The sequence below is a fragment of the Symploca atlantica LB2515 genome, from assembly GCF_052546295.1.
This window is the reverse complement of record NZ_JBQWMT010000001.1, coordinates 2,262,566-2,279,929: the sequence shown is the minus strand read 5'-3', so window position 1 is coordinate 2,279,929 and position 17,364 is coordinate 2,262,566. Positions and strand designations below refer to the sequence as shown.

The following is a 17,364-nucleotide window of genomic DNA, read 5'->3' as shown; positions in this document are numbered from 1 at the left end:
TAAGCTAGAGCATCTTGCCACAGAAATTAGCCAGAAAAAATATGGGTTGGGAAGAGGAGATTATCGATAGTCAGCAGGCAGGGGAACTCTTACGAGATAGCCAGCATTTCTTGAAAAAAATTGCCCAAACAACTTCCTCTACAGAGCAACTTTGTCAAAAAAACGTCTTCTACATCTATGACTTAAGAGCCAAAAGTAGTATCTGGGCTAATCGTCAGTTTGCCCACTTGTTGGGCTATCAACTCTCAGAAATCTCGCAAATGGCAGCAGATTTGCCCCAGATTATACATTCAGAAGATCTCAAGATGCGCAGCGAACATCTTAGACGGCTTTGTGCTGCCAGAGATGGCGAGATCTTGGAGGTGGAATACCGGGTAAGGCACAAAAACGGTGAATGGCGCTGGATTAAAAGTCAGGAAACTATCTTTACTAGACACCCTAATCTTTTGCCTTGTCAGATTTTGGGATTAGTCCAAGATATCACCGAGCAGAAGTGGACTCAAGCAGTACTTAGGGATAGTGAGCGAAAATTTCGCACAATTTTTGACCAAACGTTTCAATTGACAGGATTACTGAAAACTGATGGCACGCTGCTAGAGGCTAACCAAACTTTACTCGATTTTACCGGACAAAACCGCTCAGAAATTTTAACTCGTCCCTTGTGGGAGGCAAAGTGGTGGAAGAATTCCCCGGAAACGAAAGAACTCTTAAAGCTTGCAGTTAGTGCTGCTGCTGCTGGTGAGTTCACGCGCTACGAAATAGACATCAAAAATGCCAGTGGGGCATTGGTGACCATTGATTTCTCGCTTAAGCCTTTTAAAAATGAAGCGGGTAAGGTGATGCTGCTCATTTTTGAAGGCCGTGATATCAGTGATTCACTGCGGGATAGCTTTGTCTGGCGACAGCAAGTGAAAGCTTTGTTAGCAGGACAAAATCATGTCCTCAAAATGATTGCCAAGGGTGCTGAACTCAAAGCTGTTCTTGCTGCTTTGGCTCAATTAATCGAGAAGCAATTGCCTCAGATGCATTCTTCTTTTTTCTTATTAGACAAAAATAGTATCAATTTACGGTTGGCCGCAGCTCCTAGTTTGAGCGAATCTTATGCCCAGAAGATCGATGGTGCTGCTATTGGTCCCTACGCTGGTTCGGAGTGTACGGCAGCTTATTGGGGCAAGCGTGTGATTGTCGAGGATATTACGACTCATCCTTTGTGGTCAGACTACCGGGGTTTAGCCCAGTCTCATGGTATAAGAGCTTGCTGGTCTTTGCCTATTCTGTCCAAGGAAAGGTTTTTTTGTGCTGATGGAAGGCGGGGAAAGGTGTTGGGCATCTTCACTATGTATTGGAGTGAACCCCGCAACCCTAATAAACACGAGCAAGAACTGACTGATAAAGTAACTCAACTGGCAAGAATTGCCATCGAGCACTCTTTAGCTCAAGAAGAACTCCTCCGCAGTAATGCCATGCTCACAGCCCAACAAGAAGCCGCCATTGATGGGATTTTTGTCGTTGATGAAAATCATCAGATTGCTTCTTACAATCAGCTTTTTTGTGAGTTGTGGCAGATTCCCGAACAAATTATTAAATCCGGTGAGGAAAGACCACTGTTAAACTGGTTGCTCTCCCAACTAGAAAATTCTCAGGAATTGCTGGTTGAGTTGGAGTATCTCGAAGCTCATGCTACTGAAACTAGCTATAAAGAATTTAACCTTAAAGACGGGCGTATTTTTGAGTTTTATTCGGCACCAATACTCTCTTCTTCGGGAAGCTATTACGGAAGGATTTGGTATAACCGAGACATCACCAAACGCAAGCAAGCAGAGGCAGCACTGCGACAGACAGAAGAAAAGTATCGCAAATTGGTTGAGTCGGCTGGTGATGCCATTATTGCGATAGATGCACAAACGGGAGTTATCCTAGAAGCCAATCAGATGGCGGAAAAGATTCTGGTAAAATCTCGCAGAGAAATTATTGGTCGGCATCATACAGAAATTTATCCTCAGGAAAAACAAGCCAAATATGCCGGGATTTTCACTGAACAAATTGAGAGAGGCGATGTTTTCCAAGCAGAACTGGAACTATGGACTCAACACGGTCAAATTGTCCCTGTAGAGGTGAGATCAACTCTTGTTGATGTCCAAGGTAAGAAAATTATTCAGGGAATTTTGCGGGATATTAGCGATCGCAAAAGGACAGAGAAGGAACTCAAACAGGCTAAAGTTGCGGCTGAGGTGGCTAATCGCGCTAAAAGTGAATTTTTGGCTAATATGAGCCATGAACTGCGTACCCCCTTGAATGGTCTTCTGGGATATGCTCAAATCCTTAAACGAGAACCAAGTCTAAGCGAAAAGCAAAAAGAGCGGGTTAGTATTATTCAACAAAGTGGCGAACATCTGTTAACTCTGCTCAATGACGTCTTAGATCTTTCCAAAATCGAAGCTCGCAAAATGGAACTGCAATTGAGTACTTTTCAGTTTCCGAGTTTTCTGGAAGGTATTACGGAAATTGTCCGTATCCACGCCCAACAAAAGAATATTTACTTTCGTTACGAATGGCTCTCTTCTTTACCGAAAAAGGTCACAGGGGACGAAAAACGATTGCGGCAAGTTTTGATCAACCTCCTGGGTAATGCGGTTAAATTTACCGACACTGGTGGTGTAACTTTTAAAGTTGGCTATGTGGAATCCCCACAGGCAGAAGTTGATGGGAATGGCGAAAGTCAAGTTTTGAGCGCTCACCCTTCGTCTTCTCAGCCAAACCGTCAACCTGCCAACCGGGAAGGGAAGATCCGCTTTTTTGTGCAAGACACAGGTATCGGCATCGTACCTGAGCAATTGACGAAAATCTTTTTGCCATTTCATCAAATTGCTGACTCTCGCCCCATGATCGAAGGCACCGGTTTAGGACTGGCTATCAGCCATAAATTAGCCAAGCTTATGGGTAGTAAAATACAAGTAACCAGTATCTTGGGTCAAGGAAGCGTTTTTTGGTTAGATCTCAACCTACCTGCAGTTTTAGCTTGGACGACGGCTACTGAGATTACCGAAAGCAATATTATTGGCATAAAAAAAGAAACCTGTAGGGTACTCGTAGTAGATGATCAACCAGAAAACCGCTCAGTTTTGGTGGAATTGCTCTCACCTTTGGGTTTTGAAGTTGCCCAAGCGACGGATGGTCAAGATTGCTTAAATCAGGCTTTGAAAGTTAAGCCAGATGTGATTTTGCTAGACATGTTAATGCCAGTAATGGATGGTTTTGAGGCAACAAGAAGGCTACGGCAGTTGCCTATCCTCCAAGATGTGGTCGTTATCGCCACATCGGCCAGTGTTTTCGCTTACGATCAACAACAGTGCTTAGCTGCTGGTTGTGATGCTTTTATTTCCAAGCCAGTGCAGGCAAAGGAGCTTTTAGAAAAGCTGGGTAAGCATTTAGAGTTGGAATGGGTGTATGAAGAAAAGTCTACCCAAATTAGCCCACCCTCAGTTTTCCACGACAGCATAATGCCCATAACTACAGAGTCAATCCCTCAAAATTCTCTTGCTGGCAAGGCTCGACTGTTTGAGGCTTCTCCTTTTCCTTCACCAGAAAAATTTTCTCAGACAACTTCTCCACAGAGCAAGGGGGAAGCCCTGCTGATGTCAGAACACCAAGAGTACAAAAGTCGAGAAATACTCTTTGTTTCTCCACCTCCGGAGATCATGAGTTCTCTGTATAAACTAGCAATGATGGGCGATATTAAAGGAATACAGGAGCAAGCCAATTTGATTGAACAATTAGATGAGCAATTTTCACCCTTTGCTAGACAACTGCGTCAATTAGCAAAAGGCTTTCAGGAAAAGCAAATTATCGAATTTGTTAAAAAGTATACAACGGCAGAATGAGTTTCTTGTTGTAAGGTTGCTTGCTTCTACCGATTAATCACTAAATTAGGGGTGCAAGCTGGTTATTTTTACTGGCTTAAACTATTTTCCAAACAATAGCTCTGCTGTTTGGAGTAGGATCAGATTTTTAGTCAAAGTCTAGTTTGAAGTTCTTCGACCAATAAATACGTATCTAATTACCTGACGATTGGTCTAACGCGCAACCTATACTGTATCGGCTATGGGTACACCTTTGTGAATACTAGTTTCCCTGACAGCAATCAGGCTGTAGCAATTGATTGCTGTTATGAAAACACTTTTGGGGTCGCGTAGCACTTCCTAGGTAAAGTTGTCCGGAAATTGTGGATCAGCCGAGCAAATGACCATTTACCCGGCAAAGACAGCCTAACCCAAATGAGTGATGATAATTTTAACCAAGGGGATATTCTGATTGTCGATGATAATCCTACTAATTTAGCGGTATTATTCGACTTTTTAACCGATTCTGGCTTTAAGGTCTTAGTAGCTCAGGATGGTGATAGTGCCCTTCAGAAGGCTGAGTTAGCTAATCCTGATTTGATCTTGCTGGATATAATGATGCCGGGAATAGACGGGTTTGAAACTTGCCGTCAGCTAAAAGCTAAAACCGCTACGAAAGATATTCCTGTAATTTTTATGACTGCGCTTTCTGATACGGCGCATCAGCTTAAGGGATTTAGTCTCGGTGCGGTAGATTACGTTACCAAGCCAGTACAGCAAGAAGAAGTGAGAGCCAGAGTCACAACTCACCTGAAGCTGCGGAACCTGCAAAAGAAACTAGAAGCACAAAATCGGCAACTGCAACTCGAAATTAAGGAGAAAGAGCAAGCAGAACAGTCCCTGCGACAAGCGGAAAAAAAATATCGCAGCATTTTTGAAAATGCTACCGAGGGTATCTTTCAGGCTACCCCTGACGGAAAATATATCACTGCCAATCCTTCGCTGGCGCGTATTTTAGGCTACTCATCACCAGAAGAGCTGCTCAATGAGATTACTAATATCGGTGAGCAAGTTTATGTCGAACCCATGATTAGAGAAGATCTCGTAGCTCTGATGCAGAGGTACGATACTTTGACCGAAGTTGAATCTCGTGTCTATCGTAAGGATGGCAGTACTATTTGGATTGCAGAGAATATAGATACTGTTAGAGACGAGGATGGCACTCTGCTCTACTACGAAGGAACCGTTGCTGAAATTACCGAGCGCAGACGCTACGAAACGGATCTCCGCAACGCGAGGAAGCAGACAGAACTACTTCTACTGAGCATTTTGCCTCAACCTGTCGCAGAGCGTCTCAAGCGAGAGCGGCGTAAGCTTGCTCAAGAGAGAGTCACTGTGGCTGATAGCTTTGAAGCAGTAACAGTTTTATTTGCAGATCTAGTAGATTTTACGGAGTTCTCTAGCCAAACTTCCCCTACGGAACTGGTAGAAATTCTCAATCAAATTTTCTCGAATTTTGACCGACTGGCTAAGGAGTACGGCGTAGAAAAAATTAAAACAATTGGCGATGCCTATATGGTTGTTGCTGGTTTACCTACCCCTCGTGAGCGTCATGCTCAAGCGATCGCCCAAATGGCTTTGGGTATGCGAGAGGCAATTACTCAATTTAATACCAAGACTGGTGAAAAATTCAGCCTCAGAATGGGCATCAACAGCGGTCCTGTAGTTGCTGGGGTCATTGGCATCCAAAAATTTAGCTACGATCTGTGGGGAGATACAGTGAATACCGCCAGTCGTATGGAATCTCACGGTATACCTGGTTGTATTCAGGTTACAGAGGCAACCTACGAACTCTTAAAAAACGAGTATTTGTTTGAGGCAAGAGGCCCGGTTGAGATCAAAGGAAAAGGAGAAATGACCACTTATTTACTTATTAGCAAAAAAATATAGTAAACAAGTGCTAAGTATTGTTGAGTCTGTCTGAGTTACAAAAATAGCTTTCTGTGACCGAGCTAGGGTTACCTGTGCTAGTATCTGGGAGTATTCTCTTTATTACGATCACCAATGGGCAAGGTTCTGGTGTTAAACGCCTCCTACGAACCGCTCAATATTACTAACTGGCGACGGGCGGTTGTCTTGCTGATCAAAGGGAAAGCGGAGCACGTTGAACACAATGGCAAATACGTATACCCAGAGTTTCCGCTCCCCACAGTCATTCGACTGCGCCAGTATGTCAGGATTCCTTACAAAGAAATTCCCCTGACCCGCCGAAATCTACTCCACCGTGACGCTCATTCCTGCCAATACTGCGATTATAGTGGTGAGGATTTAACCATAGATCACGTAATTCCTCGTTCCCGTGGCGGCGGAGATTCTTGGGAAAATCTGGTTACAGCCTGTGTGCGCTGCAATGTAAGGAAAGGTAACCGTACTCCAAAAGAAGCAAGTATGTTGTTACGACGTCCTCCCCGTAGACCCTACAGCAGCCTTCACTTTGAAGTCGCTAAGCATATCCGAGGCGGCTTGCATCAGGAGTGGCAAAAATACGTAATCGGTATTTAATCACAATTATTCAACCAGCAGAAATCCGCGATCTCATTGACTTAGCTGACAATTGCAAATCAGCGTGTTGCAGACTTGAGGAAAAAACCAATTAATTGGCTATTTTACGGTTAATTTCGCCTTTGATGATTGATTATTACTCTCTTGAGGCTGTCAAACAAAAATAATCGGCAGACTTCTCCCAGAAAAAGGTTTCCTTTCCTTTCTTGATAGAGCCTGATAAACTGGCATTGCGATATGAGTTGGTCAATGGATTAGTGCGAAGAGTGTTGATTATGCTCTAGTCTACCAAGACCCACATTAATTTTGTAAATAGCCCAAATAACTTGAATCTCTTCAACATTTCTGTGTCGGCCAAGCTTTGAGGAGCTACGTTGAGCTACCGACACTTGTAACTAATTCCCTCAACTTACTAGGCAAGCGGCAAAGTTTTTCTAAAGTGTTGTCTCAAGTCCCTTGTCCCTTAATTTACAGAGCGTCCCTTGCAGGGATAAATCAACAGATTAGGGCATGAGACTTTAATCACTGTTTGCCAAAGCTGCTGCTATTCAAACTACCCCTTCACAGTTTTGCCCTAAAAAATGTCAGCCTTGATGTATCCAACTAACTGCTGAGTTGGGACAATATCCCCAAATAAGGATGAATTTTATTCTAAGCATAAATCCTATGGGAGTATTAGGCTTTCTTTGTTTCTCTTTGTAAAATTTTTGATCACATCACCATAATTAAAACATGCCATCTAACCCACTCACACCGATTAACGATTCACTGATACGTGCCGCCAGTAATTCAGACTCATTATCTGATGCAGAGCAACAGACAGAAAAGTCTTCAGAAAATTCCCTTAGCCGTATCAGTAACTATTCTGAGAAGCAGCCGCACTCGAACTCGCCAGATCTAAAAGTAAGGGAACTGCGACGAACCTTAGAACGTCACACCTCTGAGCGGCAGCTAGTGATCATACAAGATTTCCCGGATCCAGATGCTCTCTCCAGTGCCTGGGCTTACCAGCTGATTGCCCAGCAATACAACATCCAATGTGACATTGTATATGCTGGTACTCTCAGTCACCAGGAAAATATTGCTCTGGTTAAACTAACCAAATTACCGGCAAAACGCTGGGGTTTGCAGACTCTCAAAGACCGGGATTTCTCTGTATATCAAGGCTGTGTGCTGGTGGATAATCAGGGAACAACAACACAGCTTATGCCCCTTGTACAGCGAGCAGGTATCCCAGTCACGGTCATTATCGACCATCATAGTGATCAAGTAGACCTCAAGCCGGAATTCGTCGATCTTCGCCCTCAAACGCGAGCAACCGCCACGATTTTAACCCAGTACTTTCAGGCGGGTTTACTCAAACTAGATACCGGAAACAGCGAACATGTCAAGTGCGCCACCGCCTTAATGCATGGTCTGCGATCCGATACCAACCAGCTAATGCAAGCTCAAGAAGAAGATTTTTTGGCAGCGGGTTATCTGAGCCGTTTCTATGACGCGCAGTTACTCAAAGCTGTACTACAATCAGCAAGATCGCGGCGGGTAATGGATGTTATTGAGCGAGCGCTGAAAAATCGCATGGTGCAGGATAACTTTTCTATAGCCGGTGTAGGCTACCTCCGCTACGATGACAGAGATGCTATCCCCCAGGCTGCTGATTTTCTGGTCACAGAAGAAAATGTACACACCGCCGTGGTTTATGGTATCGTTCACGACGAAGACCAAGAGCTAGAAGTCGTGATTGGTTCGCTCAGAACCAACAAACTAACCCTTGACCCCGATGAATTCCTCAAAGAAGCTTTCGGTAAAGACAGTAGCGGACGATTCTTTGGTGGGGGGCGTATGATGGCAGGAGGCTTTGAAATCGCGATTGGTTTCTTGGGTAATTTTAATGACAATACCGAATACGCTAAGCTGAAGTGGGAAGTTTTTGATATGCAGATCAAGCACAAGCTCCTGCGGTTGGTGAAACCCAAAGATGTTTTTGCCTGACTGAATACCTTAGCTTGAAAGCTCTGAAATCGTTAGAAATGAGCTATTCAGTATACCTAGAGTAAAAAATCCTCGTAAACAGACTGAGGACGAGATGGAACTGTACCTAATCCGCCATGGCATAGCCGCTGACAGTGAAGGCTACACCAATGATCAAGAACGTCCGCTAACAGAAATAGGACTGAAAAAAACCCGTAAGGTCGCCAAACAACTGTGCGAGCGCGGATTGCGCTTCCCCTTGATTTTGACTAGCCCCTTGGTACGGGCAAAAGAAACGGCTTTAATCCTTAGAGATGCTGGCTTGGGTTCTCAGGTAGAAGAATTTGCTGATCTTGCTCCTGAAGGTGATATTCAGGCCTGGGTTAGCTGGTTTGAGCAACAGTGGCAAAAAAGCAATGGCGAGGGTTCTTTGGCACTAGTAGGTCATCAACCAGATTTAGGACAGTGGGCTCAAACATTGGTGTGGGGTCAAGCCCAAGAAAAAATCATCCTCAAAAAAGCTGGAGTTATTGGGTTGAAGATACCGGACAGCGGTGAGCTTGTTGGTCGCGGCGAGTTATTTTTGCTGATCTCGCCTAAGTGGTTAATCTTTTAAAAGATGTAATACTCTGTGTAAAACTGAAGACGATTAAATGCCTGTTGTTTCTGGTAAGTTAAGCTGGTAGTTTTCCCAAATTATTTGGTGGCACAATGACTGTCTGCGAGTACAAGCCAGGCCTAGAGGGCATTCCAGCTGCCCAATCTAGTATCAGTTATGTCGATGGCAAAAGAGGGATACTGGAGTATCGAGGTATTCGCATCGAAGAACTTGCAACAAAAAGTACTTTCTTGGAAACAGCTTATCTCCTGATTTGGGGAGAGTTGCCGACAAAGGAAGAACTAGGAGCATTTGAGAGGGAGATTTACTTACATCGGCGGATTAAGTATCGCATCCGGGACATGATGAAATGTTTCCCCGAAACGGGTCACCCGATGGACGCCTTGCAAACCTCTGCAGCTGCTTTAGGTCTTTTTTATGCAAAACGAGCTCTAGATGACCCAGATTACATTCGTCAAGCAGTGGTGCGCCTCGTTGCCAAAATCCCGACCATGGTGGCAGCCTTCAAGCAAATGCGCAAGGGTAACGATCCGATTCAGCCTCGCGATGACCTTGGATATGGGGCAAACTTTCTGTACATGCTCAATGAGCGAGAACCCGACCCCCTAGAAGCGCAGGTTTTTGATGTCTGCTTGACACTGCACGCAGAACATACAATAAACGCCTCTACCTTCTCTGCCATGGTGACAGCTTCTACTCTCACGGATCCCTATGCCGTAGTTGCCTCAGCTGTAGGAACCCTAGCCGGACCCCTGCACGGGGGAGCCAATGAAGAAGTAATTGCCATGTTAGAAGCAATTGGTTCAGTAGAGAATGTCCGCCCTTATTTAGAAGAGTGCCTACAGCGCAAGACTAAAATTATGGGCTTTGGTCATCGAGTTTACAAGGTAAAAGACCCGAGAGCAAAAATCCTCCAGAGCTTAGCAGAAAAGCTATTTGAAAAGAGTGGTCGGGATAAGTACTATGACATTGCAGTGGAGTTGGAGGAAGCAGTGGAAGAGAAACTAGGCAGCAAAGGTATTTACCCCAATGTCGATTTTTATTCGGGTTTGGTGTATCGAAAACTGGGAATTCCTATAGATTTGTTTACACCAGTATTTGCGATCGCACGGGTTGCAGGATGGCTGGCTCACTGGAAGGAACAGTTAGCAGAAAACCGCATCTACCGTCCCACTCAAGTTTACAGTGGACGCCATGATGCCCCCTACATTCCCATCACCAAACGTTAGTTGCTACTAAGATTTATAGGCAACTATTAGCTTTGCTAAGGAATATTATAAAAAATCAACTAGGTATAATTCCCCAATAGTTGTGCCTTGTTGAAGGCAGTAGGAAGATATACTGGATAGATGGTGAAGTAGTAAAAAATCTTCATAAAAGGGCGCTCGCTCCTCAATCTATCTACCAAATTAGCGGAGCTACCATAATTGGCGCTGCGCTCAAGCTACTAGAATAACCTTCGTGCGACTAGCAAGTAATGAATCCAGGAATTGACCTCCAAGGAAGCTTTATACAATCTCTCAGGGATTTGGGTATACCAGCCGGTACTGCCAAAGCCATCTGGATGCCCCTGCCCATGTTCCTCATGATTATCGGTGCCACTTTAGGCGTCCTGGTGGTCGTCTGGCTAGAACGGAAGATTTCTGCCGCCGCACAACAGCGGATTGGCCCCGAATACGCCGGACCACTAGGTGTTCTTCAGCCTGTGGCAGATGGTCTCAAGTTAGTTTTCAAAGAAGACGTAGTCCCTGCCAAATCTGACCCACTACTGTTCACCCTAGGTCCGATTCTGGTAGTTATACCTGTGTTTGTGTCCTACCTAATTGTGCCTTTTGGACAGAATCTGGTGATCACAGACTTGGGTACCGGAATATTCTTCTGGATTGCACTCAGCAGTGTTCAACCGATTGGTTTGTTGATGTCAGGCTATGCATCTAATAACAAGTATTCTCTACTAGGTGGCTTAAGGGCGGCAGCACAGTCTATTAGTTATGAAATTCCTCTGGCGCTGTCGGTACTGGCAATCGTCATGATGTCCAATAGCTTGAGTACTATCGATATCGTTGAACAGCAATCTGGCTATGGTATTCTCGGCTGGAACATCTGGCGTCAGCCGGTGGGTTTTTTAATATTTTGGATTGCTGCTCTAGCAGAATGCGAACGACTGCCTTTTGATCTCCCAGAAGCGGAAGAAGAATTGGTTGCCGGTTACCAGACTGAATACGCTGGCATGAAATTTGGCTTATTCTATATCGGTTCTTACATCAACCTCGTTCTCTCCGCACTGCTATTTGCTGTTCTCTACCTGGGAGGCTGGGAATTCCCCATTCCCCTAGATAAGTTAGCTAATTGGCTAGGCGCTGATCAAACAAGTCCCTGGTTGCAGTTAATTACGGCATCTTTAGGGATTACGATGACCCTACTCAAAGCTTACTTCCTAGTCTTTATCGCCATTTTACTGCGCTGGACACTACCCCGTGTTCGTATTGATCAACTGCTCAATTTGGGCTGGAAATTCCTGTTGCCAATATCTCTGGTAAATCTATTACTAACTGCCGCCCTCAAATTAGTATTTCCCTTTGCCTTTGGTGGTTAGTTTAGAAGGTTCAAAATTGGGTGGTTGTCAGGTTGAAAGTAAGAAATTGTTTACGTAGTAAACGTGTAGTGCGTAGGTTAAAAGCTTGTTTTCTTGAGTTCTCAAGATCAGTCACAAGACAACCGATAACCAGCTTTCCCCATAACCTGCAACCGACAACCGGCTTTCCCTGTAACCTGCAAATTCTCCTCAGATACCTATGCTGAAGTTCCTCAAACAAGTAAGCGACTACGCGAAAGAAACAGTTCAAGCTGCTCGTTACATTGGTCAAGGCCTCTCGGTTACCTTTGACCATATGCAACGCCGTCCCGTGACTGTGCAGTACCCCTACGAAAAACTAATCCCCTCTGAGCGATATCGGGGTAGGATTCACTTTGAGTTCGATAAGTGCATTTCCTGCGAAGTGTGCGTTCGGGTTTGCCCGATCAATCTGCCAGTAGTAGATTACGAGTTTGACAAAGCTAGCAAAAAGAAAAAACTCAAGCACTACAGTATTGATTTTGGAGTTTGTATTTTCTGCGCTAACTGCATTGAATACTGCCCAACTAACTGTCTGTCGGCAACTGAAGAGTACGAACTCTCCTCCTATGATCGCCACGAACTAAACTATGACAGCGTAGCCATGGGACGGCTACCCTACAAAGTGACTCAAGACCCGATGGTAACTCCTTTGAGGGAATTTGCCTACTTACCGAAGGGCGTAATTGATCCGCACGATTTGCCAGCAGGTAGTCAACGTGCAGGTAAACGTCCAGAAGAGATTTTAGAGCAAACAGAATCCTCAGAAGAAAGGGTCAAAAATTAACCTCAATTACCTAACTAAGGTTAACGGGTTAAATAATAACTGATAGCTACTACAGATAAATTGCGAGGAGATTAAGTCATCGTGGATCTAGCCCAAGGGGTTCAGATAGTCTCATTTGTTCTACTAGCTGCAATGATGATTGGAGCGGCTTTAGGAGTTGTCTTGCTCTCCAACATCGTCTACTCAGCTTTTTTGCTGGGTGGTGTTTTTATCAGCATTTCTGGCTTGTACATTTTGCTCAATGCTGACTTTGTGGCAGCGGCACAAATATTAATTTACGTAGGAGCAGTTAACGTACTCATTCTGTTTGCCATCATGCTGGTAAACAAAAGAGAGGACTTTGCTCCCATTAACAACCGTTGGATTCGCACTGTTTCAACAGGGTTAGTCTGTCTTGGTTTGTTCGCCCTGCTGGGTACAATGGTGGTGGCGACACCTTGGTCAGTTTACACTGAGCCAGTTCTCAATACGAGTAGTTCGGTTGTAGAGATTGGTAAGCATTTCTTTAGTGACTTTTTGCTACCTTTTGAGTTGGCTTCTGTGCTGTTGCTAATGGCGATGGTAGGGGCAATTATCTTGGCACGTCGGGATTACATCCCAGAGGAGTTAGTGCCTCAAGACAGCGAGATTAAAACCAGCTTCACCTTGCCAGAGCGTCCCCGCGAACTAGTTACAGTAGCCGGTGAATCCACCGAAGGGCAAAATTAGGGAAATTAGTTTTGTTTGATCATCACCAAGAAGATTTATGCAACTACAACTCCAATATTTCTTACTCCTAGCGGCTGCCCTGTTCTGCATTGGTATTTACGGCTTAATTACCAGCCGTAATGCTGTACGAGTGCTAATGTCCATTGAACTCCTACTGAATGCAGTGAACTTGAATTTAATGGGGTTCTCCAATTTTATGGATCCTCAAGGTATTAAAGGTCAGGTTTTTACTGTATTTGTAATTACTGTGGCGGCAGCAGAAGCAGCAGTAGGTTTAGCAATCATCCTGTCGATTTACCGCAACCGGGAAACGGTAGACATGGAGCAGTTTAATTTGCTCAAGTGGTGAATTGCCTGCTTGATATTTCTGAGGAACGTCTGCCGAGAGTGGTGGGCGTTTTTTTTAGTTTATTTGTGCCTATCTACTTAATCTGCGATTAAGCTGTCACACATTTAAATTAGGTATGAGTGGCGACCAAGATAATCGCCACTCATACCTAACTATTGACAATAAGGTTTAAATGATGAACAGCTTATGATGCCTCCTGTAGCGCCTTGAGTAACTCAGGAAACAATAACCAAACCTCCTGAAACTCTTGGACTCAAGTACTCCTGAGATTTAGCAAATAATTCTTCAGCATTTTTTAGTAGGTGGGGAATTGAATATCAGAATCCTGAGAACCATAACGAGATTCTACTTGTAGAGATTTTCTGTCTCTTGCTACTGAGATACCTAGAGGATTTCCCGACCCGGCTAGATATTTCTTCCCTTCTGCTACTAACTTGTCTATGTTAGCTTGGGTGTTCATTCCCTCTATTGCGGCTAGGCGATCTCCAGGTTTTGGGTGAGTGACAGCGGGCATTTGTGCATTCTCAGTGTCCGATAATACCTCCATTACTCGCTGACACCCTTTTGGGTCAAAACCAGCCCTGACGACATACTGGAATCCAATGGTGTCAGCCTCGGATTCTTGGTCTCTGATAATAGTGTAGTACTGGTCATTCAGGCTAGCTATATTTTCCTGGTATATCTCAGCAGCTCGTTGCTGAGCAGCGTTTTTCTGACTCTCGTTCAGGTTTCCTAAGACTTCGTTAGCTACGCCTGTGCCAATAAGAGCTTCTGGGCTATTTCTCCCCAATATTCTCGCTGCACCACCTAAAACAGCTCCAAATATACCTCTCTTTTTCTTTGCTTCTTGCTCTGCAGATACAATTTCAACCTTTGCTTCCTCTAAAGCCTGTCTTTGCAGCGCATCGACTCGACGTTCTATCTCCCGTCGGGTAGGTCCATGATCTTTCGTATGATGAGCCATTTCATGCCCAATCACACATGCCATTCCGGCTACGTCACCTGATAGCTGCTGAAGCAAACCACCTTCAAAGGTAATCAGGTTTAGCTCGGAAGCGGTTGCATTAACTTCAGTTGTTTGAGGTACAGTAAACCTCCAAGGTCTTTCATCCAACTTGTTGGCGCGGGAAATGCGCTCGATCGCTCGATAAACCAAATAATAGTCTTCACCAACTTGAGGTCCTAGTGCTTCGACTAAGTTTGTCTTGATTCTTTTAAAATGCTCTTCTTGGTCAATACTTAATCCAGGGGTAGCAGTCGTCAACACTCCAAGAGGTAGCAAAACTGCCAACAAAGTCGCCATTTTTCTCGCCATTAACACCTTCCTGGTGGGATTAATTCCTACGAATCTATCTCACCAAAATAGAAATGGGTAGTGTTGCTGGGTAGAGAAGGGTGTATCCCAGTACAGCAGCAAGTTTTGAGTGATTGAGCAACCTAGAGTAGAAGTTGTTTGAAGATATATTTTCTGGCAATATGTTAATTGAGGTAAATACTCCTCCGAAGAGCGAGCATCGCCAATGTTCCGAGAACTTGGATGCGATCCAATGTTCCGAGAACTTGGATGCGATCGCTTCAGATTAGTATCCTTTGTCTTATCCGCTCTAAAATAGAAAATTCAAGCATCTGACCAATCACCACTGGTGAATTGTCACTATCCTCCAATTCAAGTGACTGCCTTTTCTGATGAGCGAAAGAACACTATTTGATAAAGTTTGGGACTTACACACTGTTGGCACTTTGCCTTCAGGTCAAACTCAGCTATTTATTGGTTTACACTTAATTCACGAAGTTACCAGTCCTCAAGCCTTTGCCATGTTGCGAGAGAGAGGACTCAAAGTACTCTACCCCGATCGCACTGTCGCTACAGTAGACCACATCGTACCCACAGAAAACCAAGCGCGTCCTTTTGCCGATGTCCTAGCAGAAGAGATGATGCAAGCCTTGGAAAAAAGTTGCCAAGAGTTCGGTGTCAGATTCTATAATATTGGTTCTGGTAATCAAGGCATTGTTCATGTAATTGCACCAGAACAAGGGCTAACTCAACCCGGAATGACCATTGCTTGCGGTGACTCCCACACTTCAACTCACGGTGCCTTTGGTGCGATCGCTTTTGGTATTGGTACTTCGCAAGTTCGCGATGTCCTGGCGTCCCAAACCTTAGCACTCTCTAAGCTGAAAGTTCGCAAAATTGAAGTTAATGGCAAATTACCTCCCGGCGTATATGCTAAGGATGTAATTTTACACATTATCCGCACCCTCGGTGTTAAAGGTGGCGTCGGCTATGCTTACGAATATGCTGGCACTACTTTTGAGCAGATGAGCATGGAAGAAAGAATGACCGTCTGCAATATGTCCATTGAGGGCGGTGCTCGTTGCGGCTATATTAACCCTGATCAGGTAACCTTTAACTACCTCCAAAGTAGAGACTTTGCTCCCGATAGTGAAGACTGGGAACAAGCCGTGCAATGGTGGAGCAGTATTCGCTCTGATGAGGATGCCGTATACGATGATGTCATCACCTTCGATGCGGCGGAAATTGCACCGACTGTTACTTGGGGGATTACTCCAGGTCAGGGAATTGCCATCAACGAAGTGATTCCCACACCCGACACACTAGCAGATAGCGAAAAAGCGATCGCCGAAGAAGCTTACCACTACATGCACCTTAATCCGGGAACACTTCTTCAAGGGACAAAAGTTGATGTCTGCTTTATCGGTAGTTGCACCAATGGACGAATCACCGACTTGCGAGAAGCAGCTAAATTTGCGCAAGGTAGACATGTTGCCAAGGGAGTCAAGGCGTTTGTTGTCCCTGGTTCAGAACGAGTAAAGCAGGAAGCGGAAGCCGAAGGACTCGACAAAATCTTCCAGGAAGCTGGGTTTGAGTGGCGCGAACCAGGGTGTTCGATGTGTCTGGCGATGAACCCCGACAAACTCCAAGGTAGTCAATTGAGTGCCTCATCATCTAATCGTAATTTTAAAGGTCGCCAGGGTTCCTCAACAGGACGCACGCTGCTAATGAGTCCAGCGATGGTGGTTGCTGCGGCTGTTAAGGGAGAAGTGGCTGATGTACGGGAGTTGCTTTAAGTAATAGGAGAACTGCTGAACATAGTGAACTAATAGGATTAAATCAATGAGTCAAGTTAAAACAATTTCAGGGCAAGGTATTCCCTTGGTAGGTAATGATATTGATACAGACCGCATTATTCCTGCCCGATTTTTGCGCTGTGTTACCTTTGACGGCTTAGGAGAACACGTCTTTGCCGATGACCGTAGCCAAGTAAAAGGAGAACATCCCTTTGACCAACCTCAGTATCAAGGTGCCAAGGTTTTGGTAGTTAACGGCAATTTCGGTTGTGGTTCTTCGCGGGAACATGCACCCCAAGCTTTAGCCAAATGGGGAATTAAAGTCATTGTGGGAGAGAGTTTTGCTGAAATTTTCTTTGGCAATTGTCTGGCAATGGGTATTCCCTGTGTGACAGCAGAACCTGAGACAGTGAAGCAGTTACAGAGATTATTGCAAGAACAGCCTCAAACTGCAATTACTGTAGATTTAGAAGCAATGCAAGTCCTTTGTGGAGGTTTTCAAGCTTCTGTATCTCTAGGTGATGGGCCAAGGCAAATGCTGACTACAGGAACTTGGGATAGTTGTGGACAATTAGTTAGCCAAGTTGAACAAATTCGGGCTACGGCGGCTAAGTTGCCTTATATTAGTTGGGCTAGTTGAAGCGGAAAATAGTCTTTTGTCGTGAAAAACCCTGCTTGGGGGACTTTCCCCCAAACCCCTTGATCAAGAGTTGCTATCACTCCCATGGAAGGTAAGCGAGGCGCTCGCAGGAAATCTGGCAAATAAAATAGGATAGCTATAGCAAAACACTATATACTATCCTGCAAGTAAAAAGAGTAGTTACC

The 17,364-nt window shown here is 44.7% G+C and carries 14 protein-coding genes; 13 read left to right on the top strand and 1 reads right to left on the bottom strand.

Features of this window, described 5'->3' with window-relative positions; genetic code table 11:
- The first annotated feature begins 14 nt into the window (after positions 1-14).
- From ACT7WV_RS09605 to nuoK, 10 genes are all read left to right on the top strand, one after another.
- The gene (locus tag ACT7WV_RS09605; protein WP_445102690.1) at positions 15-3,881 is read left to right on the top strand and encodes a PAS domain S-box protein; all 3,867 of its coding nucleotides are present in this window, start codon (positions 15-17) and stop codon (positions 3,879-3,881) included.
- Between the two features lie 393 nt (positions 3,882-4,274).
- Positions 4,275-5,789: an adenylate/guanylate cyclase domain-containing protein gene (locus ACT7WV_RS09600; protein ID WP_445102689.1), complete on the top strand. Its 1,515-nt coding sequence runs from the start codon at positions 4,275-4,277 to the stop codon at positions 5,787-5,789.
- 114 nt (positions 5,790-5,903) lie between these two features.
- On the top strand, positions 5,904-6,401 hold the full coding sequence (locus ACT7WV_RS09595; RefSeq protein WP_445102688.1) for an HNH endonuclease: 498 nt from the start codon (positions 5,904-5,906) through the stop codon (positions 6,399-6,401).
- A gap of 732 nt (positions 6,402-7,133) precedes the next feature.
- Positions 7,134-8,393: a DHH family phosphoesterase gene (locus tag ACT7WV_RS09590; protein ID WP_445102687.1), complete on the top strand. Its 1,260-nt coding sequence runs from the start codon at positions 7,134-7,136 to the stop codon at positions 8,391-8,393.
- A 94-nt stretch (positions 8,394-8,487) separates the two neighbouring features.
- Positions 8,488-8,988, top strand: a complete 501-nt coding sequence (gene sixA, locus ACT7WV_RS09585) for a phosphohistidine phosphatase SixA (protein WP_445102686.1) — start codon at positions 8,488-8,490, stop codon at positions 8,986-8,988.
- Between the two features lie 95 nt (positions 8,989-9,083).
- Complete coding sequence (locus tag ACT7WV_RS09580; RefSeq protein WP_445102685.1) at positions 9,084-10,220, top strand: citrate synthase; 1,137 nt, start codon at positions 9,084-9,086, stop codon at positions 10,218-10,220.
- Positions 10,221-10,468: 248 nt separating this feature from the next.
- Complete coding sequence (gene nuoH, locus ACT7WV_RS09575; protein WP_445102684.1) at positions 10,469-11,587, top strand: NADH-quinone oxidoreductase subunit NuoH; 1,119 nt, start codon at positions 10,469-10,471, stop codon at positions 11,585-11,587.
- A 202-nt stretch (positions 11,588-11,789) separates the two neighbouring features.
- Entirely contained in the window at positions 11,790-12,392 is a 603-nt protein-coding gene (gene ndhI, locus ACT7WV_RS09570; protein WP_445105614.1) for an NAD(P)H-quinone oxidoreductase subunit I, read from the top strand.
- Between the two features lie 81 nt (positions 12,393-12,473).
- Positions 12,474-13,100, top strand: coding sequence for an NADH-quinone oxidoreductase subunit J (locus tag ACT7WV_RS09565; RefSeq protein ID WP_445102683.1), 627 nt, complete (start codon positions 12,474-12,476; stop codon positions 13,098-13,100).
- Positions 13,101-13,137: 37 nt separating this feature from the next.
- Entirely contained in the window at positions 13,138-13,449 is a 312-nt protein-coding gene (nuoK, locus tag ACT7WV_RS09560) for an NADH-quinone oxidoreductase subunit NuoK (RefSeq protein ID WP_445102682.1), read from the top strand.
- A gap of 295 nt (positions 13,450-13,744) precedes the next feature.
- Here nuoK and ACT7WV_RS09555 read toward each other — a convergent pair whose 3' ends face one another.
- Positions 13,745-14,764, bottom strand: a complete 1,020-nt coding sequence (locus ACT7WV_RS09555) for a M48 family metalloprotease (RefSeq protein ID WP_445102681.1) — start codon at positions 14,762-14,764, stop codon at positions 13,745-13,747.
- Between the two features lie 134 nt (positions 14,765-14,898).
- Here ACT7WV_RS09555 and ACT7WV_RS09550 point away from each other — a divergent pair, with 134 nt between their 5' ends.
- From ACT7WV_RS09550 to leuD, 3 genes are all read left to right on the top strand, one after another.
- Positions 14,899-15,033: a hypothetical protein gene (locus ACT7WV_RS09550; protein ID WP_445102680.1), complete on the top strand. Its 135-nt coding sequence runs from the start codon at positions 14,899-14,901 to the stop codon at positions 15,031-15,033.
- Between the two features lie 102 nt (positions 15,034-15,135).
- Positions 15,136-16,539: a 3-isopropylmalate dehydratase large subunit gene (gene leuC, locus ACT7WV_RS09545; protein ID WP_445102679.1), complete on the top strand. Its 1,404-nt coding sequence runs from the start codon at positions 15,136-15,138 to the stop codon at positions 16,537-16,539.
- Between the two features lie 46 nt (positions 16,540-16,585).
- The gene (gene leuD, locus ACT7WV_RS09540) at positions 16,586-17,179 is read left to right on the top strand and encodes a 3-isopropylmalate dehydratase small subunit (RefSeq protein WP_445102678.1); all 594 of its coding nucleotides are present in this window, start codon (positions 16,586-16,588) and stop codon (positions 17,177-17,179) included.
- Positions 17,180-17,364 lie beyond the last annotated feature (185 nt).